The sequence below is a fragment of the Betaproteobacteria bacterium genome (assembly GCA_016720065.1).
Taxonomy (GTDB): Bacteria; Pseudomonadota; Gammaproteobacteria; order Burkholderiales; family Rhodocyclaceae; genus SSSZ01.
The window spans coordinates 483418-510146 of the sequence record JADJXY010000002.1 but is presented as its reverse complement, the minus strand read 5'-3'; the positions used below and the strand labels follow the sequence as shown (position 1 = coordinate 510146).

At 65.7% G+C, this 26729-nt stretch carries 28 protein-coding genes and 2 pseudogenes; 22 read left to right on the top strand and 8 right to left on the bottom strand.

The genetic code is table 11. The annotated features are described in order from the left end of the window. Positions 1 to 8 precede the first annotated feature (8 nt). Positions 9 to 671 (bottom strand): Crp/Fnr family transcriptional regulator, encoded by a 663-nt coding sequence (locus tag IPM73_05575; GenBank protein MBK8917532.1) that lies wholly within the window; start codon positions 669 to 671, stop codon positions 9 to 11. Positions 672 to 802: 131 nt separating this feature from the next. On the opposite strand from IPM73_05575, the gene trxB reads away from it, so the two are divergent. After that, positions 803 to 1765 carry a thioredoxin-disulfide reductase gene (gene trxB / locus IPM73_05570; GenBank protein MBK8917531.1) on the top strand — a complete coding sequence of 321 codons (963 nt, stop codon included), beginning with the start codon at positions 803 to 805 and terminating at the stop codon, positions 1763 to 1765. 54 nt (positions 1766 to 1819) lie between these two features. Then, positions 1820 to 2386, top strand: coding sequence for a Smr/MutS family protein (locus tag IPM73_05565; protein MBK8917530.1), 567 nt, complete (start codon positions 1820 to 1822; stop codon positions 2384 to 2386). A gap of 44 nt (positions 2387 to 2430) precedes the next feature. On the opposite strand, the gene IPM73_05560 is transcribed toward IPM73_05565, so the two are convergent. From IPM73_05560 to ppa, 4 genes are read right to left on the bottom strand one after another with little or no spacing between them, the layout of a single operon-like run. Then, complete coding sequence (locus IPM73_05560) at positions 2431 to 2766, bottom strand: hypothetical protein (GenBank protein ID MBK8917529.1); 336 nt, start codon at positions 2764 to 2766, stop codon at positions 2431 to 2433. Between the two features lie 17 nt (positions 2767 to 2783). Beyond that, complete coding sequence (locus tag IPM73_05555) at positions 2784 to 3122, bottom strand: P-II family nitrogen regulator (GenBank protein MBK8917528.1); 339 nt, start codon at positions 3120 to 3122, stop codon at positions 2784 to 2786. A 21-nt stretch (positions 3123 to 3143) separates the two neighbouring features. After that, positions 3144 to 4754, bottom strand: coding sequence for an NAD+ synthase (locus tag IPM73_05550; GenBank protein ID MBK8917527.1), 1611 nt, complete (start codon positions 4752 to 4754; stop codon positions 3144 to 3146). Positions 4755 to 4764: 10 nt separating this feature from the next. Continuing rightward, the gene (gene ppa / locus IPM73_05545; GenBank protein MBK8917526.1) at positions 4765 to 5313 is read right to left on the bottom strand and encodes an inorganic diphosphatase; all 549 of its coding nucleotides are present in this window, start codon (positions 5311 to 5313) and stop codon (positions 4765 to 4767) included. A gap of 183 nt (positions 5314 to 5496) precedes the next feature. On the opposite strand from ppa, the gene hemP reads away from it, so the two are divergent. The 14 genes from hemP (at position 5497) to bfr (IPM73_05475) (ending at position 17669) form a co-directional block, all read left to right on the top strand. Continuing rightward, positions 5497 to 5685, top strand: coding sequence for a hemin uptake protein HemP (hemP, locus tag IPM73_05540; protein MBK8917525.1), 189 nt, complete (start codon positions 5497 to 5499; stop codon positions 5683 to 5685). A gap of 48 nt (positions 5686 to 5733) precedes the next feature. Then, entirely contained in the window at positions 5734 to 6369 is a 636-nt protein-coding gene (locus tag IPM73_05535) for a TonB family protein (protein ID MBK8917524.1), read from the top strand. Between the two features lies 1 nt (position 6370). Next, positions 6371 to 7105 carry a MotA/TolQ/ExbB proton channel family protein gene (locus IPM73_05530; GenBank protein ID MBK8917523.1) on the top strand — a complete coding sequence of 245 codons (735 nt, stop codon included), beginning with the start codon at positions 6371 to 6373 and terminating at the stop codon, positions 7103 to 7105. Then, complete coding sequence (locus IPM73_05525; GenBank protein MBK8917522.1) at positions 7106 to 7531, top strand: biopolymer transporter ExbD; 426 nt, start codon at positions 7106 to 7108, stop codon at positions 7529 to 7531. It abuts the gene before it with no gap. Between the two features lie 87 nt (positions 7532 to 7618). Then, entirely contained in the window at positions 7619 to 8164 is a 546-nt protein-coding gene (locus IPM73_05520; GenBank protein ID MBK8917521.1) for an iron transporter, read from the top strand. A gap of 2 nt (positions 8165 to 8166) precedes the next feature. Continuing rightward, a complete protein-coding gene (locus IPM73_05515) occupies positions 8167 to 9636 on the top strand; it encodes a carbohydrate porin (GenBank protein ID MBK8917520.1) in 1470 nt (489 codons plus the stop codon). 9 nt (positions 9637 to 9645) lie between these two features. After that, entirely contained in the window at positions 9646 to 9978 is a 333-nt protein-coding gene (locus IPM73_05510; GenBank protein ID MBK8917519.1) for a cupredoxin domain-containing protein, read from the top strand. A 21-nt stretch (positions 9979 to 9999) separates the two neighbouring features. Then, positions 10000 to 10803 carry an FTR1 family protein gene (locus IPM73_05505; protein MBK8917518.1) on the top strand — a complete coding sequence of 268 codons (804 nt, stop codon included), beginning with the start codon at positions 10000 to 10002 and terminating at the stop codon, positions 10801 to 10803. 7 nt (positions 10804 to 10810) lie between these two features. Further along, positions 10811 to 12199 (top strand): 4Fe-4S binding protein, encoded by a 1389-nt coding sequence (locus IPM73_05500; protein ID MBK8917517.1) that lies wholly within the window; start codon positions 10811 to 10813, stop codon positions 12197 to 12199. A gap of 130 nt (positions 12200 to 12329) precedes the next feature. Beyond that, complete coding sequence (locus IPM73_05495) at positions 12330 to 14510, top strand: TonB-dependent siderophore receptor (protein MBK8917516.1); 2181 nt, start codon at positions 12330 to 12332, stop codon at positions 14508 to 14510. Positions 14511 to 14520: 10 nt separating this feature from the next. Further along, on the top strand, positions 14521 to 15630 hold the full coding sequence (locus IPM73_05490; protein ID MBK8917515.1) for a DUF1513 domain-containing protein: 1110 nt from the start codon (positions 14521 to 14523) through the stop codon (positions 15628 to 15630). 55 nt (positions 15631 to 15685) lie between these two features. Next, positions 15686 to 16606: a serine/threonine protein kinase gene (locus IPM73_05485; GenBank protein MBK8917514.1), complete on the top strand. Its 921-nt coding sequence runs from the start codon at positions 15686 to 15688 to the stop codon at positions 16604 to 16606. Between the two features lie 82 nt (positions 16607 to 16688). After that, positions 16689 to 17174: a bacterioferritin gene (bfr, locus tag IPM73_05480; GenBank protein MBK8917513.1), complete on the top strand. Its 486-nt coding sequence runs from the start codon at positions 16689 to 16691 to the stop codon at positions 17172 to 17174. A gap of 12 nt (positions 17175 to 17186) precedes the next feature. Further along, positions 17187 to 17669 carry a bacterioferritin gene (gene bfr, locus IPM73_05475; protein MBK8917512.1) on the top strand — a complete coding sequence of 161 codons (483 nt, stop codon included), beginning with the start codon at positions 17187 to 17189 and terminating at the stop codon, positions 17667 to 17669. Between the two features lie 64 nt (positions 17670 to 17733). On the opposite strand, the gene IPM73_05470 is transcribed toward bfr (IPM73_05475), so the two are convergent. Beyond that, positions 17734 to 18279, bottom strand: a complete 546-nt coding sequence (locus IPM73_05470) for a hypothetical protein (protein ID MBK8917511.1) — start codon at positions 18277 to 18279, stop codon at positions 17734 to 17736. 196 nt (positions 18280 to 18475) lie between these two features. Here IPM73_05470 and IPM73_05465 point away from each other — a divergent pair, with 196 nt between their 5' ends. The 5 genes and pseudogenes from IPM73_05465 to IPM73_05445 all read left to right on the top strand — a co-directional run bounded on the left by IPM73_05465 (position 18476) and on the right by IPM73_05445 (position 20607). Next, complete coding sequence (locus IPM73_05465; protein ID MBK8917510.1) at positions 18476 to 18682, top strand: (2Fe-2S)-binding protein; 207 nt, start codon at positions 18476 to 18478, stop codon at positions 18680 to 18682. 209 nt (positions 18683 to 18891) lie between these two features. Then, positions 18892 to 19161 (top strand): DUF1778 domain-containing protein, encoded by a 270-nt coding sequence (locus IPM73_05460; protein ID MBK8917509.1) that lies wholly within the window; start codon positions 18892 to 18894, stop codon positions 19159 to 19161. Then, positions 19158 to 19636, top strand: a pseudogene (locus IPM73_05455) (GNAT family N-acetyltransferase). The gene IPM73_05460 and the pseudogene IPM73_05455 overlap by 4 nt, the downstream one beginning before the upstream one ends. A 372-nt stretch (positions 19637 to 20008) precedes the next feature. Next, positions 20009 to 20320: a type II toxin-antitoxin system Phd/YefM family antitoxin gene (locus tag IPM73_05450; protein MBK8917508.1), complete on the top strand. Its 312-nt coding sequence runs from the start codon at positions 20009 to 20011 to the stop codon at positions 20318 to 20320. A gap of 2 nt (positions 20321 to 20322) precedes the next feature. Beyond that, a complete protein-coding gene (locus IPM73_05445; GenBank protein ID MBK8917507.1) occupies positions 20323 to 20607 on the top strand; it encodes a type II toxin-antitoxin system RelE/ParE family toxin in 285 nt (94 codons plus the stop codon). Between the two features lie 216 nt (positions 20608 to 20823). Here the strand turns inward: IPM73_05445 and acnB are convergent, their stop codons facing one another. Next, positions 20824 to 23412, bottom strand: a complete 2589-nt coding sequence (gene acnB, locus IPM73_05440; GenBank protein MBK8917506.1) for a bifunctional aconitate hydratase 2/2-methylisocitrate dehydratase — start codon at positions 23410 to 23412, stop codon at positions 20824 to 20826. A 403-nt stretch (positions 23413 to 23815) separates the two neighbouring features. Between acnB and IPM73_05435 the strand changes: the two genes are divergently transcribed. Next, the gene (locus tag IPM73_05435) at positions 23816 to 25021 is read left to right on the top strand and encodes an alkaline phosphatase family protein (protein ID MBK8917505.1); all 1206 of its coding nucleotides are present in this window, start codon (positions 23816 to 23818) and stop codon (positions 25019 to 25021) included. Positions 25022 to 25196: 175 nt separating this feature from the next. On the opposite strand, the pseudogene IPM73_05430 reads toward IPM73_05435, so the two are convergent. Continuing rightward, a pseudogene (locus IPM73_05430) lies at positions 25197 to 26616 on the bottom strand (HlyD family type I secretion periplasmic adaptor subunit). Positions 26617 to 26729 lie beyond the last annotated feature (113 nt).

Here is a 26729-nt window from a genome sequence, read left to right as displayed (position 1 = left end):
CGGCCACCCTACTCTCCGGTGATGACGATACGGTCACTCTCGTAGGTGATATAGCCGCTCAATTCGAGATCCCGGACCACCTTGCTGACCATTTCCCGGGAGGCCCCGATCATGCGAGCCATGTCCTGCTTGGAAATCTTGCGCTTCACCACCCGCTTGCCTTCGTCGAGTTCCGACATTTCGAGCAGCAGGCGCGCCACCCGGCCATAGACATCGAGCAGGGCGAGACTCTCGATCTTGCGGTCGGCCTCCCGCAGGCGGCGGACCAGGATCTGCATGAGTTTCAGGGCCACCTGGAAATTGTCGCGCATGCAGCGCTGGAACTCCTCCTTGCCCAGCACCAGGAGTTCGCTGGCCTCCAGGGCCACCACATCCGCCGACCGGGGACTGCCGTCGATCAGACCCATTTCTCCGAAGGACTCCCCGTGCCCCAGCATGGCGAGAATGATTTCCCGGCCCTCTTCGTCACTGTTGGTCACCTTGGCCCGGCCGGTAAGCATGATGTATAGGCAATCGGTGGTGTCCCCCGAGCGGACGACGAATTCGCCGCGCTCGGCCCGCTTGCGTCCGCAGACCCGGGAAAGACGTTCAAGTTCGCTTTCGTCCAGACCCGCAAAGAGCGGCACGTTACGAAGGACAACCAAGCTGAGGGCGTGAGCGGCCTGTACCATAGTTTCACTTTTGTGTCATGGAGTTATCGGGCAATTATAATCTTCTTTCCCAAAAGGACTAGGGTAAGGCGAAAAAACTTTGCCGGCCCCCCCGCTTATAATCCGGCCATCCAACACCACGAAGGCCTGTCATGTCCAATGCCCCCCGCCACTGCCGGCTCCTGATCCTGGGTTCCGGCCCCGCCGGCTACACCGCTGCAGTCTACGCCGCCCGCGCCAACCTCAAACCCGTCCTGGTCACCGGCCTGGCCCAGGGCGGTCAGCTGATGACCACCACCGAGGTCGATAATTGGCCCGCCGACGCCGACGGAGTCATGGGCCCGGATCTCATGGCGCGCTTCGAAAAGCATGCGCGGCGCTTCGACACCGAAATCATCTTCGACCACATCCACACCGCCCGCCTCGGCGAAAAACCCTTCACGCTCGTCGGGGACTCCGGCACCTATACCTGCGACGCCCTCATCATCGCCACCGGCGCTTCAGCCCAGTACCTCGGCCTGCCTTCGGAGGAGAAGTTCGCCGGGCGCGGGGTCTCCGCCTGCGCCACCTGCGATGGCTTCTTCTACCGCAACAAGCCCGTCGCCGTGGTTGGGGGTGGCAACACCGCAGTCGAGGAAGCGCTCTATCTGGCCAATATCGCCAGCCACGTCACGGTCATCCACCGCCGCGACAAATTCCGCTCCGAGAAAATCCTCCAGGACAAGCTGTTCGAAAAGGAAAAGGCCGGCAAGGTCACCATCCTGTGGAACAGCACCCTGGACGAGGTCCTGGGCGATGCCTCCGGCGTCACCGGTCTGCGGGTCAAGGCCACCGCCGACGCAAGCACCAGGGAAATCAAGGTGGATGGTGTCTTCATCGCCATCGGCCACAAACCCAACACCGACCTCTTCACAGGCCAGCTGGAAATGGAGGGCGGCTACATCGTCACTCGCGGCGGCCGCGAGGGCAATGCCACCCTGACCAGCATAAGCGGCGTGTTTGCCGCCGGCGATGTGCAAGACCACATTTACCGTCAGGCTTGCACCTCGGCGGGAACCGGGTGCATGGCCGCCCTGGACGCCGAGCGCTATCTGGACCAGCTCGGCCTGGCCTGAAGCGGCGACGTACGGAAATCCCACGGGCGACGCGGCTCCGATCGTCCCAGGACCATGGGGAGAAAGCCCTATGTCTCGCCGCCGCCCGACGCGGACGACCTCGCGGCCTTCCACGCCGCCGTGGCCGACGCCACCCCTCTTCCCCCAGCGAACCGGGTGTGCCTGGGCACCCTGAATCCGCCGCCGCCCCGCCCCGTTCAATCGCAAGCCGACGAGCGGGCTGCGCTGTGCGAGACACTGCATGGCCCTATCGGCCTCCAGGACAGGCTGGAAGGCGGCGACGAACCCCACTACCTGCGGCCGGGAATCGCGACCTCGACGCTGCGTGATTTGCGCCGGGGGCGCTGGGTCGTTCAGGCCGAGATCGACCTGCATGGCCTCAACCGGGACGAGGCGCGGCATTTTCTGTCCAGCGCCATCGCCGACGCAAGTCGCAGGGGGCTGCGCTGCCTGCGGGTCATTCACGGCAAGGGGTTCGGATCGCCGGGGCGGCAGTCCATCCTGCGCCGCCTGACCCGGGGCTGGCTGATGCAGAAGGTTGAAGTCCTCGCCTACTGCCAGGCGGCACCCCGGGACGGGGGTGAAGGCGCTTTGCTGGTGCTGTTGCATTCGCGGCGCTGAGCGCCAGTTCGCCGTCCGCCCCCGCGGGCGCCGCAAATCTCGGACTAACCGCGGTTCATGCTCTTGCGGTAGAGCTCGCCATCGTCGATACCGGCCCAGCCCGTACCGCTGATTTTTGAACTCAGCCCCAGGGCGCCGTGCACCATGGACAGGCGGAAGATTTCCATCGCCACATCGGGTGGAAAGCCCTGGCGGTCAGGCCGATCGGAAACCATCAGACCCTCAAGGTAATGATCGAGCTCGGCCGTACCCCACAACTCGACCACCTTGGCGGCGATGCGTGGAAACTGTTGTTCCAGAAGCCTGGGGTAGGCGGCTTCGTCGCCATCGAGGAATTCCAGGAGTCTGGCCCGCAAGGCGGGATCAGCAATACCACCCATGATTCACCTCCCTGAGGTCAGATGGCCGCTTCGTCAGTCTCGCCGGTACGGATGCGCACGACTTGTTCGACCGGCATGACGAAAATTTTCCCGTCGCCGATCTTTCCGGTGCGGGCGGCCTTGATGATCGCTTCGATGGCCTGCTCGGCACGGTCCCCTGCAACCACGATCTCGATCTTGATCTTGGGCAGGAAATCGACGACGTATTCAGCACCGCGATAGAGTTCGGTATGCCCCTTCTGGCGCCCGAAACCCTTGACCTCGGTCACGGTCAGGCCGGTGACGCCGACTTCGGACAGGGCCTCGCGGACCTCATCCAGCTTGAACGGTTTGATGATGGCTTCGATCTTCTTCATGGATGTCTCGTCTCACAGGGTTCACAATTCATCGCGATAGCGATTGGTAATAGGATAACGCCAATCCTTGCCGAAGCCACGGGGCGTGATGCGAATTCCCACCGGCGCCTGTCGGCGCTTGTACTCGGCAATGCGCAGCAGTCGCACCACGCGGTGCACGGCTTCTTTAGGTAGGCCTGCCGCCACGATCTCCCGCGGCGAACGGTCTTCTTCCATGTAGGCGGCGACGATGGCGTCGAGGATTTCGTAGGGAGGCAGGGAATCCTGGTCGGTCTGGTTCGGCCGCAATTCGGCGGAGGGCGGACGCACCAGAATGTTGTCCGGGATCACCGGCGAAATCCCGTTGCGATAGCGGGAAATGCGATACACCATGGTTTTGAACACATCCTTGATGACCGCAAACCCCCCGGCCATGTCGCCGTACAGCGTCGCGTAGCCGACGGCCATTTCCGACTTGTTGCCCGTGGTCAGGACCAGCGCCCCGGTCTTGTTGGAAAGCGCCATGAGGATCATGCCCCGGATGCGAGCCTGGAGGTTTTCCTCCGTCGTGTCCGGGGGGAGGCCGGCAAATTCCGGCGCCAGCAGGGCGTCGAAGGTTGCCATGGCGCTCGCGATGGGAATCTCGTCGTAGCGCACCCCCAGGGTACGCACCATGGCCCGACTGTCGTCCAGGCTCATGTCCGCCGTGTAGGGCGAGGGCATCATCACCGCCCGCACCCGGTCGGCCCCCAGGGCATCGACGGCCACGCACAGGGTCAGGGCCGAATCGATCCCCCCCGAGAGGCCGATGATCGCGCCCGGAAAGCCGTTCTTGCCGATGTAGTCGCGTACCCCGAGAACCAGGGCACCGTAGGCTTCCGCCTCCACCGCAAGAGCAGACGCCCGCTGGGCGGAGCTCAGGCGACCGGCGGAAAATTCGACCAGGCCCAGGACTTCCTCGAACTGCGGCAGGCTCATCGCCAGGCGACCGTCGGCGTCCAGGGCAAAGGAAGCGCCGTCGAAGACCAGTTCGTCTTGGCCGCCCACCAGATTGGCGTAAACTGCGGCGAGACCTGTCGCCCTCACCCGCTGGGCGAGGATTTCCGTCCGCAAAGCCTGTTTTTCCAGGTGCAGCGGCGAGGCGTTGAGGACCAGCAACAGTTCCGCCCCAGCCTGCCGGGCAAGCTCGGCCGACCCCGGCTCCCAGATATCGGCACAGATGTTGATGCCGCAGGCGACCCCGCCGATGGAGACGACGCAGGCTTCACTCCCCGGCTCGAAATAGCGCTTCTCGTCGAAGACTTCGTAATTGGGCAGGCGCTGCTTGCGGTAGGTGGCGACACGCCGGCCATCGGCCAGCACGGCCGCGGCGTTGAAGCGCCGACCATCGTCCGCCTCCTCGGGGAAGCCCACCACCAGGGTGATTCCGACGGCTTGCCGGGCCAGGTCTTCGAGCGCCGCCGCTGCGGCCCGGTAGAAATCGGGGCGCAGGAGCAAATCCTCGGGGGGATAGCCGCTGAGCGCCAGTTCGGGGGTCAGAAGAACCTGAGCCCCCGCGGCCCGCGCCTCTACCGCCCAGGCGGCAATCCGGGCTGCATTTCCCGCGAGATCGCCGACGACGGCATTGAACTGGGCGACGGCGATCTTCAACATCAGGAACCGCTCAATAGGCGGGCTTTTCCTTGGCGTCGTTGTAGCGGGCGACGCCTTCCATGATTTCCTTCTTGGCTTCCTCGGGGCCGCACCAGCCCGTGACCTTGACGAACTTGCCCGGCTCCAGATCCTTGTAGTGGGCAAAGAAGTGGGCGATCTGGTCGAGGACGATGGTGGGGATGTCGGCGTGGGTCTGCACGCTGCGATACATGGGGGTGAGCTTGTCCACCGGCACGGCGAGCAGCTTGGCATCGGCACCGGCCTCGTCGGTCATGGCCAGCATGCCGATGGGGCGGCAACGCACCACCACACCGGGGGGCAGCGGGAACTGGGTCACCACCAGCACATCCACCGGATCGCCGTCGCCCGCAATGGTATGGGGGATGTAGCCGTAGTTGCAGGGATAGTGCATGGCCGTGCCCATGAAGCGATCGACGAAGATGGCGCCGCTTTCCTTGTCGACTTCGTATTTGATGGGATCAGCGTGGGCGGAGATTTCGATGACGACGTTGAAATCGTTGGGGAGGGACTTGCCGGAGGGTACGTTGTTGAGGGACATGACGATCTCTTCGGGTTGTTGTGAAAGCGGCGATTATAGCGCTGCCCTCCAGCGCTGCGGTGAGCCACTGCGCCAAACAAGGTCGGGGTTGCCCCGAACGGCAAAGCAAGGGCCGCAGACATATTGACACGCACTCTCAATAATAATTACAATGCGAACCGTTCTCATTTTCGTTCGCATTCCATGAATTCTCAGCGCCCCCCGCCGTCGCTCGCATGGGCCTCGACAGCCGTCCCCGATAGCGGCCGTTCTCCGGACCCCATCCCCAGCAGGGCCCTGTTTGGCGATCATCAAGCGGTCGAAATCGAGCACGCCGGCCAGCGCTATCTGCTGCGCATCACCCGGGAAAACAAGCTGATTCTGACCAAGTAGCTGCCCCCCCAACCTGCCCGCCAAACGCCCGCCGCACCGCCCGCCGCGATGTCCTACGCCCTCTCCCATCCCTCGCCCCTGCGCCGCAGCGGCCTGCTCGCCACCGTCGTCGGCGCCCATGTGGCGCTCCTGCTGCTCGTCGCCGCCGCCCGCACCATCGCCCCCCAGATCATGGAGCTGCCCCTGGTGGTCGACCTCCTGCAGCCAGTCGAGCAGCCGGTACAGCCCAAGCCATTACCCGTCGTCGCCCCCAAGCCGGTTCCCCTGAAGATCCAGCCGAAGAAGATCGCCCCGATCCTGGAAACCACCACCAGCGAGGCGCCGGCCCCCACAGCCCCGATGGTGGCACCGACCCCGCCGGCCCTGCCCGCGCCAGCTCCGGCGCCGCTCCAGGAAGCCATCATCCAGCCCCGTTTCGACGCGGACTACCTGAGGAATCCGGCCCCGCCCTACCCGCCGCTATCCCGCCGCCTGGGCGAACAAGGCAAGGTCGTCCTGCGCGTCCTCGTATCGCCCGGTGGCGCCGCCGAGACGGTCGAAATCAAGACCTCCTCCGGCAGCCCCCGCCTCGACGAAGCTGCGGCCGGCACCGTGCGCCAGTGGCGCTTCGTCCCCGCCCGCCGCGGCGAAACCGCGGTGCAGAGCTGGGTTCTGGTTCCCATCCTTTTCAAACTGGAGCATTGACATGCAGGAAAACTCCTTCGGCCTGGCCCACCTGTGGGCCAGCGGCGACGCCGTTTCACACACCGTCGCCGTCATTCTGGTGCTGATGTCGGTGGCCAGCTGGTATCTGATCCTGGCCAAGGCCTGGGACTGGTGGCGCCTGCGCCGGTCCGCCCGCAATGTGGCCGGCTTCTGGTCCGCCACCCGCGTCGCCGAAGGCATCGAGCGCCTGCGTGCGGGCGGCGCCGACAGTCCCTACGCCCAGCTTGCCGTGCAGGCCAATTGCTGCAACAACGACTGCGAAAGCGCCGTCGGCCGCCTGGCCTCCCGCTTCGACCCCGCTGAGCAAATGGAACGGGCGCTGCGCCAGCAGCTTTCCTGCACCCAGGCGGAGATGGAAAACGGCCTCACGCTGCTGGCCACCACGGGGGCCACGGCGCCCTTCGTCGGTCTCTTCGGCACCGTCTGGGGCATCTACCACGCCCTGGTGGCCATCGGGCTCTCCGGCCAGGCGGCCCTGGAAAAGGTGGCCGGCCCCGTGGGCGAGGCCCTCATCATGACCGCCGCCGGCCTCGGCGTGGCGCTGCCTGCGGTCTTCGCCTACAACGCCTTCACCCGGTCCAACCGGGTGCTGCTCACCGACCTCGACGCCTTCGCCCACGACCTGCACGCCTTCTTCACCGTCGGCAAGCCCTTCGCCGCCAACAGCGCCCAGATCCACCCCATGCGCGCCCGCGCCGCCGCGGAGGCCGCGTAAATGGCCATGGGACACCTGACCCCGGGGGCCAACACCGCCCCCATGACAGAAATCAACACCACGCCGCTGGTAGACGTGATGCTGGTGCTGCTCATCATCTTCATCATCACCGCCCCCCTGATGACCCATTCGGTCAAGGTGGACCTGCCCCGGGCCTCCAGCACCCCGACGCCGGAAAAGCCGATGACCCTGCAAGTCTTCATCGACGCCGACAACCGGGTCTTCGTAGGCAGCGAGGCCGTGGATGCCGCGGACCTGGAAGCCCGCTTCCGCGACGCCGTGGCCAGCGACGCCAACGCCGAACTGCATCTCAAGGCCGACCGGGCCACCCGCTACGAGCGTGTCGCCGAAACCATGAGCGCCGCGCGCCGGGCCGGCCTGGGCAAGATCGGCTTCGTCACCCAGCCCGGCGAAGACCGCAAATAGCCCCCCGCACCACTCGACCCGCAATCAACCCGCTCAAGCCAGCCAGCCGCCGTGCAAGCCAGCCAGAGGAACCCCGGAGTTCATCTCATGCTGTCCCTCAGGAAAACCATCTCAGGCCTCGCGCTCTCCGCCACCCTGGCCACCCCGGCCCTCGCCCTCGAATACCCCATCGGCGTGCCCCAGCAAAAGGCGGGCATGGAAATCGCCGCCGTCTACCTGCAGCCCGTCGAGATGGAGCCCGAGGGCATGATGAAGAAGGTATCGGAATCCGACATCCACATCGAGGCCGACATCCACGCGCTGGCCAACAACCCCAACGGTTTCGAGGAAGGCGCCTGGATTCCTTACCTGCTGGTCAAGTACGAGGTTTCCAAGATCGGCGGCGACTACAAGGTGGCTGGCGACTTCATGCCCATGGTGGCCAACGACGGCCCCCACTACGGCGAGAACATCAAGCTCGCCGGCCCCGGCAAGTACAAGGTGAAATACACCATCCTGCCGCCCTCCGAGAACAAGCACGCCCACTTCGGCCGCCACACCGACCGCGCCACCGGCGTGCGCCCCTGGTTCAAGCCCTTCGAAGTCGAGTACGAATTCACCTACGTCGGCATCGGCAAAAAAGGCGGCTATTGATCATGCGTCTCGTCACCCTGACGGCTGCCCTGGTGGCGGCCGGGCTGGCCGCGCCCGCCCTGGCGGCCCCGGACGCCGCCCTGCTGGAAAAACTGGTCGCCCGCCTGGACAAGCTGGAAGCGAGGAACGCGGAACTGGAAAAGGAAGTGAAGTCCCTCAAGGCCGAGAACGAGAAGGTCGCCCAGGGCCTGGACAGCGACCGCATCTCGCAATACGAACCGGAGATCACCGCCCGCCTGAAGGCCGTCGAGAAGGACGCTCTGGACATGAAGAAGGCGTCGAAAATCGCCGAGAAGTTCGACGGCATCCAGGTCGGCGCCGCGCTTACCACCGTTGCCCAGCATGCTTCCGGCCTGCCGAAAGGCACCACCGACGGCGGCAGCCAGCTCAACTACCGGGCCGACGTGACGGTGGAGTTGCCTCTGGAGCCCATCGGCGACATCGACCAGAAGGTCTTCGCCCATGTCCGCATCGGCCAGGGCCAGGGCCTGAACGTCGCCTTCGGCAACCTCGGCCACTTCGCCAGCGCCCCCAACTCGGTGGCTTTCCGGGCCAGCGGCGCCAACCCCGACGACTCGGTAGCCATCCTCGGCCAGGCCTGGTACCAGGCGGCGATTCCCCTGCCCTTCGGCGGCTTTCGCCCCTACTCGCGGGAGACCCTGGAGCTGACCTTCGGCAAGATCGACATCTTCGGCTTCTTCGACCAGAACGAGGCTGCCGGCGACGAGTCGGTGCAGTTCCTCAATTCCGCCTTCGTCCATAACCCGCTGCTCGACGCCGGCGGCGAAGTGGCCGTCGACGCCAACGGCTTCCAGCCGGGTTTCATCGCCTCCTACGTGAATGTGCGCGACGGAGCCGAGCCCTGGCGCCTGTCGCTGGGCGTCTTCGGCGCCGGCGAGCGAGGCGCCAGTTACCAGAAGAGCCTCGCCAGGCCACTGCTCATCGCCCAGGCCGAAAAGAAGGTGCGCAGTTTCGGCGGCCTGGCCGGCAACTACCGCGCTTACGCCTGGACCCGCAGCAAGGCCGACGATGTCGACGGCAATACCGCCAAACATTCCGGCGTGGGAATTTCCATCGACCAGCAGGTGGGTGACGGAATCAAGCTGTTCGGCCGTTACGGTCAACTGGTCGATGGCGAACTGCCCTTCAAGAAGGCCCTGGCGCTCGGTGCCGAAGTCAGCGGCAACTACTGGGGCCGCGGCGGCGACGCCATCGGCTTCGGCGGCAGCTGGCTGAAGGCGAGCAGCGCCTACCAGAAGCTCGGCGGCAGCGGCGATATCGATGGCGACGGCGTGGCCGACTTCACCTTCACCCCCTCCGGCGCCGAAAAGGTGGCGGAAGTCTATTACCGCTACCGCATTTCGCCGCAGTTCGAGATCAGCCCGGACTTCCAGTGGATCGGCCGCCCCGGCGCCAACCCGGACGCCAAGAGCGTCAAGGTGCTTGGTCTGCGCGCCACGATCGCCTATTGAGGCAATCCCGTGAAACACGCTCTCCTTTCCGTGCTGCTCGGTGCCTTCGTGGTGTCGACCGCAGCCCTGGCCGACGACATGCCGACCTTTCTGCTGGTCATGAAAGACGGCCGCCTCTTTCCGGCAAGCCTGGAAGTGCCGGCCAACACCAAGTTCCGCCTGGAAATCAGGAACGAGGGTCCGGGCGCCACGGAATTCGAGAGCCTCGAACTCAGGAAGGAAACGGTGCTGGCGCCCGGCGTCACCCGCAAGCTGGTCTTCGCGCCCATGAAGCCCGGCAGCTACAAGTTTTTCGACGAATTCCACCCGGAGACTGCTCAGGGTCGGATCGTCGCCAGGTAATCCACACTCGCGGAGCGCAGCATGGCTAGCACCTTTTTCGTCGTTTGGCGGGAGAGTCTGGAAGCTTTCCTGATCGCCGGCATCCTGTTCGCCTGGCTGAAGATCAACGACGACGATGGGCGCGGGCGCCGGGCGCTCTTCGCCGGCCTTGCCGCCGGGGTGTTGCTCGCCTTCCTGCTCGGCTGGACCCTGTTGACGGTGCAGGACGAACTGACCGGCCAGGCGCTGGACATCTTCCAGACCGCCACCCTGCTCGTCGCCGCCGCTCTGATCACCCAGATGGTGCTGTGGATGAAGCGGCACAGCCGGCAAATGAAGGCCCGGCTGCACGCCGACCTGACCTTTGCCGCCGAGCGTTCGGGATATCTCGGCGTGGCTGTCGTCGCCGCGCTGGCCGTCGCCCGCGAAGGCGCCGAAACGGTGATCTTTCTCTACGGTCTGGCCCAGGGCGGCGACTTGCGCGCCCTCGCCATCGGCTCCCTGGCCGGCTTCGCCGGGGCCGCCGCCACCGCCTGGCTGGCCGCCCGGAGCCTGGCCCGGCTCAATATCGGACTGCTCCTGCGCCTTTCCTCCGTCCTCCTGCTGATCCTCGCCTCATCGCTGCTGGTCGCCGCCGTCGATCGGCTGATCGGTGCCGACTGGCTGCCGACCCTGCTCGATCCGGTGTGGGACAGTTCCACCCTGCTCGACGATACCCGCGGCGGTGGCCGGCTGCTCGCCGACTTCTCCGGCTACCGGGCGCGACCCGCCCTGTCCACCCTCCTCATCTACGGCACCTACTGGGCGGTTGTGCTGTTCGCCTGGCGGCGGAGCGGCCGTGACTGAGCAGACGCTGACCTTCCATCCGACCCGGCCCGCCGGCCTGCCCCCGGGCCGTCTCGCGGCCGTCGGCCTGTTTCTGCGCCGGCACCGCCGGCTGATCCTCTCCATCCAGTGGGCGGTGGTGGTGGTCTACGCCGCGCTGGTGGTCATCCCGGCCTTCCTGCCGCTGCCCCCGGAAGATGCCCATATCTGGGACAACCTGCGGCTCTTCGCCCAGTTCTGCTTCTGGGGCGTCTGGTGGCCCGGGGTGATGATCGCCACCGTCACCCTGGGCCGCGTCTGGTGCGGCATCTTCTGTCCCGAGGGCTCGCTTAGCGAATGGGTCAGCCAGTACGGCCGCGGCAGGCCCCTGCCCCGGTGGCTCAAGTGGTCCGGCTGGCCCTTCGTGGCCTTCGTCTGCACCACGGTGTACGGCCAACTCGTGAGCGTTTACGAATACCCCCAGGCGGCGTTGCTGGTCCTGGGCGGCTCCACCGTCGCCGCCGTCGCCATCGGCCTCCTCTACGGCCGCGAGAAGCGCATCTGGTGCCGCTACCTGTGCCCGGCCTCCGGCGTCTTCGCCGTGCTGGCCAAGATCGCCCCGCTCCACTACACAGTGGACCGGGCAGCCTGGGATCGTCACGACGCTGACTTCGAACCGGTCAATTGCGCCCCCCTGGTCGATGTCCGGCGCATGACCAGCGCTTCGGAGTGCCACGCCTGCGGCCGCTGCGCCGGGCAGCGGGGAGCCGTCGCCCTGGCCCTGCGCTCGCCCTTCGCCGAGGTGCGGGACACCGCCGCCCCGGCCCACACCTGGGAGGCGCTCACCCTGCTCTTCGGCGTCCTCGGCGTGGCCACCGCCGCCTTCCAGTGGACGGTCAGCCCCTGGTTCCGGGACATGAAGCTGTGGCTGGCGGAATGGCTGGTCGACCACGACCAGTTCGCCCTCCTCGACACTGACGCCCCCTGGTGGCTCCTCACCCATTATCCGGAGGCCAGCGACCTGTTCATCTGGCTGGACGGCGCCCTCATCCTCGCCTACCTGCTCGGCGGCGGCTTCCTCCTGGGCGCCCTGCTGGGCTGCGGCCCGGCCCTGGCGGCGCGGCTCCTGGCCACGCCCCGTCTTTCCTGGCAGCGCCTGACGCTGGCGCTCACCCCCCTCGCCGCCGCCAGCGTCATCCTCGGCCTGTCGATGCTCACCGTCAGCCACCTCAAGGCGGAACACTTCTGGCTGGGTTGGCTCCCGGGCTTTCGCATCGCGCTGCTGGCGGCCGGCTGCCTGGCCGCCGCCTGGCTCGCCCGGTGCCTGGTGTGGCCCGCCCCGGTGTCCTGGCCGCGCCGGTACGCCGCGCTGACCCTCCTGCTGGCACCCATTGCCACTCTGGCCTGCGTCTGGAGCCTCGTATTTTTCGTCTGGTGAGGTCGCCCCCACCGCCGTCGATCACTTTTTCCCACCCCCGCCAGCCAGCCCTTCGCCAGCCAGCCCCCAACGTTTCCAACAGGAGTTTCTGGTGAAGAACCTGCACAACAGCCGTCCGGCGGCCCGCCGCCTGCCCCGCCCGGGGCCCCTTCTCCCTCTCGCCGCCGCCGTCGCGGCGGCCATCGCGCCGCTCCAGGCCTGGGCTTCGGAGGAGCAGACCCTGGGGACCGTCATCGTCAAGGATGATCGAATCGGCGAAGAGAAAGGCTACCAGGGCGGCGCCACCCGGGTCGGCAAGGTGACGCAATTGCCCAAGGACGTCCCCCAGGCCCTGACCATCGTCAGCGAGGCCCTGATCGAGGACAAGAACGCCGACACCCTGAAGGAAGCCCTGCGCAACGTGGCCGGCCTTTCCTTCAACGCCGGCGAGGGCGGCCGTATCGGCGACAACATGACCCTGCGGGGATTTTCCTCCTTCGGCGACCTCTACCTGGACGGCATCCGCGACGTGGCCCAGTACAACCGGGAGACCTTCAACGTCGGTCAGGTGGAGGTGCTGCGCGGCTCGGCGGCCATGCTCTTCGGCCGCGGCCAGGCCGGCGGCGTCATCAACCAGGCGAGCAAGGAACCCGGGCTGCTCAACAAGGGCAGCGTCACCGGCACCGTGGGCAGCTTCGACTACAAGCGCCTCACGCTGGACGTGAATCAGGTGGTGGGCGAGAACGCCGCCCTGCGTGTCAATGCCATGAAGACCGATGCCGGCAGCTCCCGCGACCACGTGGAGAGCGAACGCGACGGCTTCGCCCCCACCCTGCGCTGGGGCATCGGCACCGCGGACGAGTTCTCCCTCGGCCATTACTATCTCAGAACCCACAACACCCTCGACTACGGCGTGCCCTTCTTCAACAAGCGCCCCCTGGACGTTCCCGCCAGCCGCTTCTATGGCACCACCTCGGATTACGAGAACAACACCACCCACATCAGCACGGCGAGCTATATCCACCGCTTTTCCAACGACACTGAAATCCGCACGGTCCTGCGCCACGCGGATTACGACCGCGACCTGTGGGGTGTGGCCCCGCGCCTCCTGGCCGGCACCACGGCCATTACCGACAGTACCGCCCTCCGCCGCGCCCGCCAGGCCCGGGGCGGCCACGAGCGCACCTGGACCAGCCAGACCGACTTCACCAGCAAGTTCGCCACCGGGCCCCTCAAGCACGAAATCCTGGCCGGTCTCGAATTGCTGCACGAGCAGGCTGGCCGCTGGTCCTACAACAATGCCGCCATCCCCAACCTGGCCAACACCACGGTGGGCGATCCGGACGCCAGTCCGACGCTGCCGGTGGGCTATGGCAGCCGCACCCGCATCAATCCCAGCCAGTACGACGGCAATACCGTCGGCACCTACGCCCAGGACACCATCGAGTTCCTGCCGGGTTGGAAGATCCTCCTGGGCCTGCGCCACGACAGCCTGAAGGCGGATTACCGCAACACCACCACCGCCACCAGCCTCGCCACGACCGCCGACGTGAGTTTCAGCGAATGGAGCTACCGCAGCGGCCTGTCGTGGCAGCCGAGCGAAATGCAGCACTACTACCTGGCCTTCAGCGATTCCTTCAACCCCACCGCGGACCTCTACCAATTCACCACCGCGTCCTCGACCGCACCGGCGGAACGCAGCCGCACCCTGGAAATCGGGGCCAAGTGGGAACTCTTCGAGGGTGATCTTTCCCTGCGCACTTCGCTCTACCGGGCGGAAAAGGAATGGGAGCGCAATACGGACATCGAGTCTGCCTCCGGCGTCCCCACCCTGACCAACCCCTTCCCCAATCTGCTCACCAAGAAGCGCCACACCGACGGCTTCGAAATCGAGGCTGCCGGCCGCATCACGCCCCAGTGGGAGGTATTCCTCGGCTGGGCCCTGCTGCACGCCCGCATCGACGAGGCCAAGCCCGGCGGCAGCACCGCGGTGGAAGGCATGCGGCCCCGCAATACGCCCCCCTTCACCTACAGCCTGTGGAGCACCTACCGCCTGCCTGCCGGCTGGAGGATCGGCGCCGGGGTCGAGGGCAAGGGGTCGCGGCTCGCCTACGGCATCCCGAACGGAACGACCGTACCCAACCCGAACCTGGCTCCCGGCTATCGCCGCTGGGACGCCATGGTGTCCTACGAGCAGCCCAAGTACGTGGTCAAGCTCAACATCTTCAATCTCTTCGACAAGCTGTACTACGAGTCCGTATACGAAAACGGCGGCCACGTCGTCGCGGGCACCGAGCGTTCCGCCCAGCTTTCGGTCGAATACAAGTTCTGAGGCCTGCTCCATGCAACGACGCCAATTTCTCCTCGCCCTTGGCGCCGCCGCGACCCTGCCCCGCCTGGCCGGGGCGGCGCCGGCCGGCAGCACCACCCGCATCGGCGCCGCCTGGCGCGGCCCCCGCAACACAGACCCCTACTTCGCCGGCGTTCTGGCGGCCGACTGGGAAACCCGCCGGCTGTCCATCGCCTACGCGGTGCCCTTGCCCACCCGACCCCATGGCATCAGCGCGAAGCCGGATGGCGGCCTGCTGGTCATCGGCGTGCGCCCGGGCACCTGGCTTCTGCGCTGCGACGGCACTGGCCAGGTACTGCGCGAGGAGCGCCTGGACTCCGCCCGCACCCGTCTGGGAGGCCACGCCATCGGGCAGGGTGACAAGATTTTCACCACGGAAACCGATGTCGCGTCGGGCCGCGGTCGCATCGGCGTAAGGGACGCGAACACCCTGGCCAAATTGGACGAATGGGACAGCCACGGCATCGACCCGCATCAACTGGTCAGCGACGCGCAGGGGCGCATCCTGGTGGCCAATGGCGGCATTCCGCGCAGCATCCCCGGCGACCGCAAGCACGATCTCGAGCGCATGGACTCTTGCCTGGTCCGCCTCGACGGCGCCGATGGCCGGCTCCTCGACCAGTGGCGCCTGGACGATCGCCGCCTCAGCCTGCGCCACCTGGCCTGGAATCAGGATCCCCGCAGCGGCGACACTCTGCTCGGCATCGCCCTCCAGGCCGAACACGACGATCCGGCGGCCCGGGCCGCCGCCCCCCTGCTGGCCCTCCTGCACAACGATGCGCTGACCGTCCCCTCCCAGCAAAACGACGGGATAGGCTACGCCGGAGACATTGCCCCGGCTGCCCATGGCGGCTTCGCCCTTTCCAGCAATCAGGCCGGTCTGGCCCTGGCCTGGCAACCCCAGGCTCCGGACCGCCTGACGCCCGTGGTCAAGTTCAAGGAAACCTACGCCCTCGCGCCCTGGGCTGACGGCGGCGACCCGGGCGGTCTGCTGGTGTCCACCGCCTACGGCCTGGTCCGCTGGCTGCCGGGGGGCGAGCCCGTTTTTCTCGCCTGGCCCGAACCCATGGCTGTCGACAACCACTGGACCCTGGCGGCCTGAAAACCACGGCGGCGCAGGGTAGAATCCGGGGGTACCCGCCCCCGGATTCCCGGCCATGCCGCCCCCCGATTGCCAGCCCCTGCCCCCCGGCACCGTCGTCGACACCTACCGCATCGAGAAGCTGATTTCCCGCGGGGGCTATTCCCTGGTCTACCTGGCGCGGGGAACGGACGAGACCCCGGTGGTCATCAAGGAATACCTGCCGGCCGCCCTGGCCACGCGCTCCGGCGCGAGCCTGGAACCCGTGGTGAGCGCCGAATGCCAGGGCAAGTTCAACACGGGCATGCGTTCCTTCCTGGAGGAAGCCAAACTGCTGGCCCGCATCCGACACCCCAACGTGGTCAGCGTGCTCAATTTCACCAAGGCCAACGCCACCGCCTACCTGGTGATGAAGCACGAGGAGGGTTGTAGCCTGCATGAGCACATCTACAGGAAATTCCGCGCCGGGGAAGCCCTGCGGGAGGAGTTCCTGCGCAGCGTGTTCGTGCGCCTCCTCGGCGGCCTGCGCGAAGTGCACAAGCAGAAGCTTCTGCATCTGGATCTCAAGCCCGCCAACATCTTCCTGCGGCGGGACGGCAACCCGGTCCTGCTCGATTTCGGCGCCGCCCGCTGGGGCCTGGGGGAAGCCAAGGTCAATCTGGGCAATATCTACACCCTGGGTTTCGCTGCCCCGGAGCAGCAGCAGGTCGACGGCGAACTCGGCCCCTGGACGGACATCTACGCCATCGGCGCCACGCTTTACTCCTGCCTGTCGGGCGGCGCCACGCCCATGCCGGCCGACCGCCGCCTCAAGGGGGAAATCCTGGAACCCGCCGAAAAGCGCTGGGCACGCCAGTACTCGCCGCAACTCCTGGAAGTCATCGACTGGTGCCTGCGCCTGCCCATCATGGCCCGCCCGCAAAGCATTCACACCCTGCAGAAGATGCTCAGCGGCGAATTGCTCGACATCGTCGATCCCGGCTGGTTTACGCCCTGACGCCCCAAACCGGCCACCCCGCCTTGATTTGCGGGTTTTCCCGTGCCATCCTTGTGAATCCCAACCCCTAGCGGAGATCGTCATGAAGGGCGACAAGAAAATTCTCGACATTCTCAACGGCCTCCTGGCGGGCGAGCTTACCGCCATCGACCAGTACCTCATCCACGGCGAGATGTACGCCGACATGGGTTTTGCCCACCTGGCGGCCAAGGCCCTGCACGAATCGGACGAAGAACGCGGCCACGCCAGGGCGCTGATCCAGCGCATCCTCTTCCTGGAAGGCACCCCCAATCTGGGCAAGCGCGACGCCCTCAAGATCGGCAAGACCGTTCCCGCCATGCTCAAGGCGGACCTGGAGGTCGAATACCATGTGGTGGGCGAGCTGAAAAAGGCCATCGCCGCCTGCGAAAAGGCCCAGGACTATGTCAGCCGCGACATGCTCGTCGCCCAGCTCGACGACACCGAAATGGACCACGCCTACTGGCTCGAACGCCAGATCGGCCTCATCGAACGGGTGGGCCTGCAAAACTACCAGCAGAGCCAGATGAAACCTGGCGAAGCCGCATAAGGAGCCCCGGCAATGAAAGGCGACAAGAAGGTCATCACCCTGCTCAATCTGGTGCTCAAGAACGAACTGACCGCCATCAACCAGTATCTCCTCCACGCCCGCATGTTGCGCAACTGGGGCCTGGAAAAGCTCAACGACTACCAGTACCGCCAGTCGATCCGGGTCATGAAGGAAGCCGACGCCCTCATCGAGCGCATTCTTTTCCTGGAAGGACTGCCCAATCTGCAAAGTCTGGGCAAGCTGCTCATCGGCGAAAATCCCCTCGAATGCCTGGGAGGCGACCTGCGTTACGAGCGCGAAATCCAGCGCCCGGTGCTGGTAGACGCCATCGCCCAATGCGAAACCCTACAGGACTACGTCAGCCGCGAGTTGCTGGAAGACCTCCTGGAACACTGCGAGGAAGCCATCGACTGGCTGGAGACCCAGCATACCTTGGTCAAGGACGTGGGGCTGGCCAATTATCTCCAGTCCCAAATGGCGCCGGGCGGAGACTGAGAATCCGTGAATTTTCGGGTGCGCCCGACAAATTCACCGCTTCCCGTCGCCCCACCCCCGCCGCTCAAGGCGACCGGCGAACGGCCTCGCCGGCTTCCACGTCGGCGATGAAATCTTCCAGTACCATACGCTCCCGATAGGCCGAGGCCGCGGGGATCAGCACCATGCTCTGGTCGCTGGGCTGCACCGGAGCGCAGGCCATGCCCGAGAGCATTTGCCCGTGCCGTTCCCGGCGACCCTGCTGCCGCAGGTATGCGTTCTGCACCCGATACGCGCGCCGCTCGGAACGCAGACTGGCTTCGCAGCCCTGCAAGGCTCGCCCGCCATTGTGGTGCCATTCCAGCACATGGACCAATTCGTGGACCACGAAGGAATTGTCTCCCGCATCGTCGAGATCGAGGCGTGAACTGAGCAGGATGCGGCCCCGGTCGGTATCGAAATAGGCCACGATGCCCTGGCACTGGCGGGGCTGCATGGGACAGGCCTGGGCTGCCAGGGCGGCAGGCTCCAGGGCTTCCAGCGGCGGCAGACGCTCGGCAGGAAGCGGTTCGAGGCCGGAAAATCCGGCCGCCACCAGGACCAGTTGGGCAACGAGTTCCGCGAGGGTCATGACCACGCCTTGGGAAGGTTCCTGAAGGTTCGAGCCTCCGCATGCCCAATCGTTCCGCGCCCGACATCCCGCCTTGCCCGGTCGTGAAGCATTTCACACCCCCGGGGATTCCGCCCACAGTGCGCCCAAAAAGCGCTTGACAGGCTCAGCACCAGGATTGAGAATAATTCCCAATATCACTCAGTCCTCCGCCGCCATGTACGTCTGCGTCTGCCTCGCCGTCACCGAACGCCAGATTCACCAGGCCGCCAGCGCCGGTGCGAAGACGGTCAAGGATCTGCGCCGCGATCTGGGCCTGGGTTCCGACTGCGGCCGCTGCACCGGCTGCGCCCGCCAATGCCTCAAGGATGCCCGCAGCGGCCCGGCACGCGACGCCACAGCCCCCACCCTCGCAACGGCTTGAATCACCGCGCTGTGCCTTCGGCTCCATGACCGGAGCAGCAGCCGGCCCGTGGCTGCGTTTTGTGCCGCGGCACCGAGAAAAGACCCCCGTCAGTTTCCCGACGGGGGTTTTGTCTTGTTACGGTCCGCCTGATCTGCCCGCTCATTGACTTGGGCCAAGCCATTGGTTAGGCCATGTATATCTGTTGTGTATTCAATCGGAAGCAAGCCATGCGAGACGCCGCAATTAATCTGAGAGCCAGGCCCCAGCAACGCGATCTGATTGACCAGGCTGCTCAGTTGCTTGGCAAGAATCGCTCCGACTTCATGCTTGAGGCCGCTTGCGAGAGGGCACAGGCCGTCTTGCTCGATCAAGTTTTTTTCAACTTGGATGAAGCCAGGTTCAAGCAATTTACGGCCCCGCTGGAAGCCCCTCCGCAGCCCAATCCCGGACTTGAACGCCTGTTGGCCGTCAAGGCGCCGTGGAACGCGGGTGCATGAATCTGCATGCCCCCGCGCCACTGGCGCCCAAGCATCAGATCCAGGCATTTTTCTGTGGCGAATCGTCTCTCTTTCACGCTAAGGCGAAGAGCACTTCCAAATCAGGTCAATGGCGCCAGCCGGACTTTTGTCGTTGCCGACGAGGAGCGTCGAGTCATGGCTTACTACGCGCTGGCAGCCGGTGCAGTCGCGCATCGAGAGACGACGCGCTCGATTCGCCAGAACATGCCCGATCCTTTGCCGGTCATGGTTCTCGGGCGTCTGGCTGTGGATGTCAGGGTTCAGGGGAATCAAGTTGTGCGGGGCTTTGCTTCAAGATGCCCTGCGTCGCTGCATCCAGGTATCGCAAAACACGGGCGTGCGCGCGCTGCTCGTTCACGCGCTGAATGATCGTGCTCGCCAGTTCTACGAGCACTACGGTTTCAGCGCCTCCCCCACCCATCCCATGACCTTCGCGCTGTGCATCAACGCGTAAACCAACTCAAGCGCTCACCGCCTGGCGGCGGAAGAACGGCGTGAGCCATGTAAGAACCCCCGCCGCTCAGTGACCAACGAGCCGGAGGGGGTTTTTCAGAATGCTACGGGTCGGCCGGAAATTTCGACCAGAGTCGAAATTACATCTCGACGGTCGCAGCCAGCAGGACCTGTATGGGGCGACTTATTTCACCCGCGCGAACGATCACTGGCCTTCTCGATTGCCCCCCAGGGAAGCTCAATTTCCGTCCGTAACAAAATTTGAGAGCCAAAGCCACGACCTCGTGGGATACCGATCCGCAGTTGTCCCGCTTGCCAAAATGTACATAGTGGCTACAATGGACACATTGAATCCAGTTACAAGGATACGGCAATGAAAGTCATGACCGCACGGGACGCCAAGAACCACTTCGGCGAATTCCTCGACTCGGCCCGGCGCGAGCCCGTGGTCGTGACCAAGAACGACCGGCCGGTCGGCATCATGCTCTCCCTCGAGGACGCCAAGGACACCCTCTTCGCCGATTTCTTCATCGACAAGGAATCTGGACACGAGGAGTGGTTATTCGGAAAAGTCACGAATACCCTGGACCGTGTAGCCTCCGGCGCGACCGCCCTGCACGAGCACGGCGACGCGCTTGCCCTCATTAAGGGCCGCTTGGAGGCCCGCCTCCGTAAATCCGCGTAATCATGCGGATCCTTTGGACTGACGAGGCCCTGATCGACCTCGAGGAAATCCTCGCCTATTACTATTTGGAAGCCAGCCAGAGGGTGGCCGAAGCGGTGGAGAAGAGGATCGTCGGCGAGGTCGAAGCGCTCCCCTCCTACCCAGAACGTATCCGCGCAAGCGTCCGGATTCCCGGCACCCGAGAACTGGTCGTGAACAAACTCCCATACGTGGTGTTCGTTCAGCTCCGCGAGGACGCCATTGTCGTCCTCAACGTGGTGCATACGAAGCGTATGTTCCCGACGTAACAACTGCCCAAGGCCAATCCCATGACCTTGGCACTGCACATCAAACTGTAAGCGGATTCAAGCGCTCACCGGATGGCGGCACAAGGAAGGCGTGAGCCATGAAAAATCCGCGCCACTCAACAATTGAGCCCAACATTACAAAGCCCCCGTCGGTTTCCCGACGGGGGCTTTTTCAGAATGCTACGGTCGACCGGAAATTCCGGCCAAATTCGCAACTTACATCTCGACCGTTTCAGCGACCTCGACGAAAGCCGGGATCTGGTCGAAATTCATGTAGCGATAGACATCGGCAGCCTTGGCGTTCACCAGCTTGATCTGCTCCATGTATTCCGGAACGGTCACGATACGGCCGGCCAGGGCGCACATGGCGGCCAGTTCGGCGGAACCGAGATAAACCTGAGTGTCGATGCCGAGGCGGTTCGGGAAGTTGCGGGTCGAGGTGGAGATCGCGGTGGAACCCTTGCGGATCTGCGCCTGGTTGCCCATGCACAGCGAGCAGCCCGGCATTTCCATGCGGGCGCCGGACTTGCCGAGGACGCCGTAGTAGCCTTCTTCGGTCAGGATCAGCGCATCCATCTTGGTCGGCGGAGCGATCCACAGACGGGTCGGGATGTCGGACTTGCCTTCGAGGACCTTGCCGGCGGCACGGAAGTGGCCGATGTTGGTCATGCAGGAGCCGATGAAGACTTCGTCAATCTTGGCGCCGGCGACTTCGGACAGGATCTTGACGTCGTCCGGATCGTTCGGGCAGGCGAGGATCGGCTCGGTGACTTCGGCCAGGTCGATTTCGATGACCGCGGCGTACTGCGCGTTGGCATCGGCCTTCAACAGCGTACCGTTCTTGATCCAGTCTTCCATGGCGTTGATGCGGCGCTTCAGGGTGCGGGCATCGGCATAGCCTTCGGCGATCATCCACTTCATCAGGGTGATGTTCGAACGCATGTACTCGACCATCGGTTCCTTGTTCAGGGCGACGGCACAGGCAGCGGCGGAACGCTCGGCGGCAGCGTCGGACAGTTCGAAAGCCTGTTCGACCTTGAGATCCGGCAGACCTTCGATTTCCAGGATGCGGCCGGAGAAGACGTTCTTCTTGCCCTTCTTCTCAACGGTCAGCAGGCCGGCCTTGATGGCGTACAGCGGAATGGCGTTGACCAGGTCGCGCAGGGTGATGCCTTCCTGCATTTTGCCCTTGAAGCGGACCAGCACCGATTCCGGCATGTCCAGCGGCATGACGCCGGTGGCAGCGGCAAAGGCGACCAGACCGGAACCGGCCGGGAAGGAGATGCCGATCGGGAAACGGGTGTGCGAGTCGCCACCGGTACCGACGGTATCCGGCAACAGCAGGCGGTTCAGCCAGGAGTGGATGACGCCGTCGCCCGGACGCAGCGCAACGCCGCCGCGGGTCGAGATGAAGGACGGCAGTTCGCGGTGCATCTTGACGTCGACCAGCTTCGGATAGGCGGCGGTGTGGCAGAAGGACTGCATGACCAGATCGGCGGAGAAGCCGAGGCAGGCCAGGTCTTTCAGTTCGTCGCGCGTCATCGGGCCGGTGGTGTCTTGGGAACCGACGGTGGTCATCTTCGGCTCGCAGTAGGTGCCGGGCAGGATGCCGGTCACGCCACAGGCCTTGCCGACCATCTTCTGGGCCAGCGAGTAGCCCTTGCCGTCGTCGGCCGGGTTTTGCGGCAGGCGGAACAGGGTGGATTGCGGCAGGCCGAGGAATTCACGGGCCTTGGTGGTCAGGCCGCGACCGATGATCAGGGGGATACGGCCGCCAGCGCGGACTTCGTCGAGGATGACGAGGGTCTTCAGCTGCGACTCGGCGATGGTGGCGCCATTCTTGGTGGCGGTGACCTTGCCGGTGGCGTCGTCGACCTTCAGTTCGATCTCGTCGCCCATGTCCATCTGACCGGCGTCGATTTCGATCGGCAGCGCGCCGGCATCTTCCATCGTGTTGAAGAAGATCGGGGCGATCTTGGAGCCGAGGCAGACGCCGCCAAAACGCTTGTTCGGCACGAAGGGGATGTCTTCGCCGGTGAACCACAGCACCGAGTTGGTCGCGGACTTGCGGGAAGAACCGGTACCGACCACATCGCCGACGTAGGCGATCAGATTGCCCTTGGCGGCCAGCTTTTCCAGTTGCTTGATCGGGCCGCGCGAGCCCGGCTCGTCGGCTTCGATGCCCGGACGCGGGTTCTTCAGCATGGCCAGGGCGTGCAGCGGGATGTCCGGACGCGACCAGGCATCCGGTGCCGGCGACAGGTCGTCGGTGTTGGTCTCGCCGGTGACCTTGAAAACGGTCAGCTTCTGCGCAGCCGGGACGGCCGGACGGGAAGTGAACCACTCCGCGTCGGCCCAGGATTGCATGACAGCCTTGGCGTTGGCGTTGCCCCCCTTGGCCAGTTCGGCGACGTCGTGGAAGAAGTCGAAGACCAGCAGGGTCTTCTTGAGGCCCTCGGCAGCGACGGCGCCACAGGTGCCACAGGCCAGCAGGTCGATCAGGGGCTTGACGTTGTAGCCGCCCAGCATGGTGCCGAGCAGTTCGGCAGCTTTTTCCTTGGAAATCAGGTCGCAGGAGTCTTCACCCTTGGCCACCTTGGCCAGGAACTCGGCCTTGACCTTGGCAGCATCATCCACACCGGCCGGAACGCGGTAGGTGATCAGCTCGACCAGGGCGGCCTCCTCGCCAGCCGGCGGATTCTTCAAGAGGGCGACCAGCTCGCTGGTCTGTTGCTTGGAGAGCGGCAGGGGCGGGATACCGAGGGCAGCACGTTCGGCGACGTGGGCGCGATAGGCTTCAAGCACGGCGACTTCCTTTCGTGGAGGGGTGACACAGGGGGACGGACATTCTACGACACAGGAACCCGGAAGGGGCCTCGCCACCCACCGGGCCGTAAGTCTTATATATGTTATATGTTAGAGCTTGGCAAGGAAAGTCCCGCAACGCTCCCCCTTCAGCGCCAAAACCCCTAGAACGCCCATCCTGAGCGCTTTCCAAGCTTGCCTCACGGGCCGATCGATGAAATCATTCTTAATTATGTTCAACCACAAGACCCGGGACATCACCGCTGCCCCCCCTCCCCCGCTGGTCAGCGGAGAAGCCCCTGGGCCCGGGCGCGCAGGGCGTCAATGCGGGAGCACGCCATCCCTGCCCGCCAGCCACATCCTGCCAAATCCCCCCAGCCTAGACCGCGGGCTGCCCAACCTCATGGCGGCCATCGGCCAGGCCTTCGGCGGCGGCCCGCAGCCCGCCGCTCCCCTGCCCGGCCTCGCCCAGCGCCTGGGGGAGGCAGAAGCCATCGTCCTGCTGGTCGCGGACGGCCTGGGCGTAGCGCAATTGTGCCGCCACCTGGCGGGCGGTTGTCTCCACCGGGCCTGCTTCGACATCATCGATTCCGTCTATCCGCCCACCACTGCCGCCGCCGTGGGCACCTTCCTGACCGGCCTGCCGCCCCTGGGCCACGCCCTCACCGGCTGGACCCAATGGTGCGAGGAAGTGGGCGAAACCCTGTCCATTCTCCCCCTGAGCCGGCGCGGCGAGGGGCGCCCTGCGCCCGAGGCCGAACGCTGGGCCGATAGAATCCTTGACCTGCCGACCTTTGCCGACCGCCTGCCGGTCCCTGTCACCCACGTCATGCCGGCCTGGATCGCTCATTCGCCCTTCAACCGACGCCTGGCCGGCAAGGTCGCCCAGGTGCCCTACCACGGCACCGCCGACCTTTTCCCCGCCATCGAGCGCGCCCTGGACGCCGCCAAAGGGCGCCGCTTCGTCTACGCCTACTGGCCCGATTACGACAGCGCGGCCCACGACCACGGCCCCGACGGCGAAGGCGCGGTGGCCCAGCTGAAGCAACTGGAAGCCGCCCTGGAGGCCTTCGTACGGCGCCGCAGGGCCAGCCAAGCCACCCTGCTGGTCACCGCCGACCACGGCTTCATCGCCACTTCGCCGCAGCGTCGGATCGATCTGGCCGACCACCCCGACCTCGCCGCCTGCCTCCTGCGTCCCCTCACTGGCGAGCGCCGCACCGCCTACGCCCATGTCGTCCCCGAGCGGCGCGAATTCTTCGCTGCCACCCTGGAAGCCCGCCTCGGCCACGCCCTGTGGGTGGTGCCGAGCGAGACCCTTGTAAAAGCCGGCTGGTTCGGCCGCTGTGAACCCCACCCGCGCTTTGCCTCGCGCATCGGCGATTTCGTCCTGCTTCTCAAGGAAGACTGGAGCCTCGTCGATACCCGCCCCGGCGACCATCATCCACCCCTACTGGGCTTGCACGGCGGATCGAGCGCTGCGGAGCTGCGTATTCCCCTGTGCGAATTCCCGCTATCGTCGCTGGGCCACGCCAGCACACGCGACGCCTTCGCGCGTCCCTTCACCCCGCTGGGCTCCCCGGACCGCCCCTCGTCGCACAATAATTAGGCAGCGACGAAAAAGCCTTCCTGCAGAGCCACTTGCCGGGCTTGTCCCTAAGATATCCACAGACTTACCCCGGCCGGAAGGGGATAAATCAAACGGCGTTTGGTGCAATTTGGGGGCGACGGGCCAGACCGATTGCCCAGGCGTGCCCCCTCCGCAGGCCGGGCGGGAGCGCCTTTCACCTCTCCCGCCCGGCCTCGTGCCAGGCCTTCCTCACCGGCGAAAGCAGGTATTCCAGCACCGTCCGGTCCCCCAGGTGGATCTCCGCGCTGGTGTGCATGCCGGCAGCCAGGGCGAAGCGCCGCCCGTCCAGGGCAAGGTCCATGCGCTCCAGGGCCACCAGGGCCTTGTAGGCCGGAGGCGGGCCGGCCCCCGGGCGGGCGTTCGCCTCCCCCGCCCCCTGGGATTCCGTGGCGTCGGCCCCGACGTGCTCCACCACCCCTTGGGCCAGGCCGTACTTCTGGAAGGGAAAGGCCGCGAATTTCAGCTTCACCGGCTGCCCCTCGCGCACGAAGCCGATGTCCTCGTTGGACACCCAGACCTCCGCCCGCAGCCTCTCCTCCCGCGGCACCAGGGTGAGCAACACGGTACCCGGCTGGACGACGGTCCCCGCGGTATGGGTGGCCAGATCCTTGACCACCGCATCCTGCGGCGCCTTCAGTTCCTGCAGGGCGCGTTTGTGGGCCTGTTTGGCGACCTCCTGGGCCAGCCGCTCCAGTTGGGCCTGCAGTTCGCTCCGTTCGGCGTGCAACTGGCGGCGGGTGTCGGAATCGATCTGGGCCAGCTTCTTCTCCGACTGGGTCAGGCTCGCCCGGGCCGCCTCGATCAGATGCCCCTGGGTCTCGACCTCCTGTTCGCGCTCGATGCGCTCGCGCCGCTTGTCGCTGGCCATCATCGGCCCGGCGAAGCCCTCCCGCGAGAGCTTCTCGAAGGCCTGATCCTGCTGCCGGAAGTGGGGCAGGGTCTGCTCCAGTTTCTCTTTCACCTGACGGGCGGCGGAAAGCTCCTGGCCCGCCTTGGCCAGGCGGCTGCGCTCCTCGGCCAGGGCGGCGGCCAGGGCCGCCCGGTTGGCGCGGTACTGGGCCTCCACCTCCCGCGCCAGGGCGGGGGGATCGTCCTTTTCCACCCGGAAGGGCAGCCCTTCCAGTTCCGCATCGATGCGCCGCAGGCCCAGACGCTTGCGCCACACCTCGGCGTCCAGGGAACGGGCGTCGGCCTCCACCACCAGGGCGTCCATGCGCATCAGCACCTGGCCCGCCCGCACCGCCTCCCCCCTCCCGCACCGCGATTTCCTTGACGATGCCCGCTTCCGCCGGCTGCACGATCTTGACGTAACTGTGGGGAATGAGGCGGCCCTCGGCCACCGCCACGATATCCAGTCGCCCCACCGCCGCCCAGACCAACAGGGCGGCGAGCAGCGCCAGCAGCGCCCACAGCACCTTGCGCCCCAGGGGATTGGGCGCCGCCGCCTGCAAACGCAGCAGGGGCGGCGAGAAATCCCGGGGATCGACCCAGCCCGGCCCGGCGCCGGGGGCACCGCGACCGGGGCGGTGGCGCGGCTGCGCAGCGGAAGGCGGGGGGGAAACCGCCTGGCTCATGCCGTACTCCTCAAACCCCGGCAAATGCGCGCTAGGCGAGAAGCCTGACCCATCGCACCAGCCGAGCGCCCGATCCGTATCGCTTGACGATAATATCGCCCGCCAATAAACTC

Coding starts and splice junctions, on each gene's coding strand:
- IPM73_05575 (MBK8917532.1), bottom strand. CDS start 671: ATGGTACAGGCCGCTCACGCCCTCAGCTTGGTTGTCCTTCGTAACGTG.
- trxB (MBK8917531.1), top strand. CDS start 803: ATGTCCAATGCCCCCCGCCACTGCCGGCTCCTGATCCTGGGTTCCGGC.
- IPM73_05565 (MBK8917530.1), top strand. CDS start 1,820: ATGGGGAGAAAGCCCTATGTCTCGCCGCCGCCCGACGCGGACGACCTC.
- IPM73_05560 (MBK8917529.1), bottom strand. CDS start 2,766: ATGGGTGGTATTGCTGATCCCGCCTTGCGGGCCAGACTCCTGGAATTC.
- IPM73_05555 (MBK8917528.1), bottom strand. CDS start 3,122: ATGAAGAAGATCGAAGCCATCATCAAACCGTTCAAGCTGGATGAGGTC.
- IPM73_05550 (MBK8917527.1), bottom strand. CDS start 4,754: ATGTTGAAGATCGCCGTCGCCCAGTTCAATGCCGTCGTCGGCGATCTC.
- ppa (MBK8917526.1), bottom strand. CDS start 5,313: ATGTCCCTCAACAACGTACCCTCCGGCAAGTCCCTCCCCAACGATTTC.
- hemP (MBK8917525.1), top strand. CDS start 5,497: ATGAATTCTCAGCGCCCCCCGCCGTCGCTCGCATGGGCCTCGACAGCC.
- IPM73_05535 (MBK8917524.1), top strand. CDS start 5,734: ATGTCCTACGCCCTCTCCCATCCCTCGCCCCTGCGCCGCAGCGGCCTG.
- IPM73_05530 (MBK8917523.1), top strand. CDS start 6,371: ATGCAGGAAAACTCCTTCGGCCTGGCCCACCTGTGGGCCAGCGGCGAC.
- IPM73_05525 (MBK8917522.1), top strand. CDS start 7,106: ATGGCCATGGGACACCTGACCCCGGGGGCCAACACCGCCCCCATGACA.
- IPM73_05520 (MBK8917521.1), top strand. CDS start 7,619: ATGCTGTCCCTCAGGAAAACCATCTCAGGCCTCGCGCTCTCCGCCACC.
- IPM73_05515 (MBK8917520.1), top strand. CDS start 8,167: ATGCGTCTCGTCACCCTGACGGCTGCCCTGGTGGCGGCCGGGCTGGCC.
- IPM73_05505 (MBK8917518.1), top strand. CDS start 10,000: ATGGCTAGCACCTTTTTCGTCGTTTGGCGGGAGAGTCTGGAAGCTTTC.
- IPM73_05490 (MBK8917515.1), top strand. CDS start 14,521: ATGCAACGACGCCAATTTCTCCTCGCCCTTGGCGCCGCCGCGACCCTG.
- IPM73_05485 (MBK8917514.1), top strand. CDS start 15,686: ATGCCGCCCCCCGATTGCCAGCCCCTGCCCCCCGGCACCGTCGTCGAC.
- bfr (MBK8917513.1), top strand. CDS start 16,689: ATGAAGGGCGACAAGAAAATTCTCGACATTCTCAACGGCCTCCTGGCG.
- bfr (MBK8917512.1), top strand. CDS start 17,187: ATGAAAGGCGACAAGAAGGTCATCACCCTGCTCAATCTGGTGCTCAAG.
- IPM73_05470 (MBK8917511.1), bottom strand. CDS start 18,279: ATGACCCTCGCGGAACTCGTTGCCCAACTGGTCCTGGTGGCGGCCGGA.
- IPM73_05465 (MBK8917510.1), top strand. CDS start 18,476: ATGTACGTCTGCGTCTGCCTCGCCGTCACCGAACGCCAGATTCACCAG.
- IPM73_05460 (MBK8917509.1), top strand. CDS start 18,892: ATGCGAGACGCCGCAATTAATCTGAGAGCCAGGCCCCAGCAACGCGAT.
- IPM73_05450 (MBK8917508.1), top strand. CDS start 20,009: ATGAAAGTCATGACCGCACGGGACGCCAAGAACCACTTCGGCGAATTC.
- IPM73_05445 (MBK8917507.1), top strand. CDS start 20,323: ATGCGGATCCTTTGGACTGACGAGGCCCTGATCGACCTCGAGGAAATC.
- IPM73_05435 (MBK8917505.1), top strand. CDS start 23,816: ATGGCGGCCATCGGCCAGGCCTTCGGCGGCGGCCCGCAGCCCGCCGCT.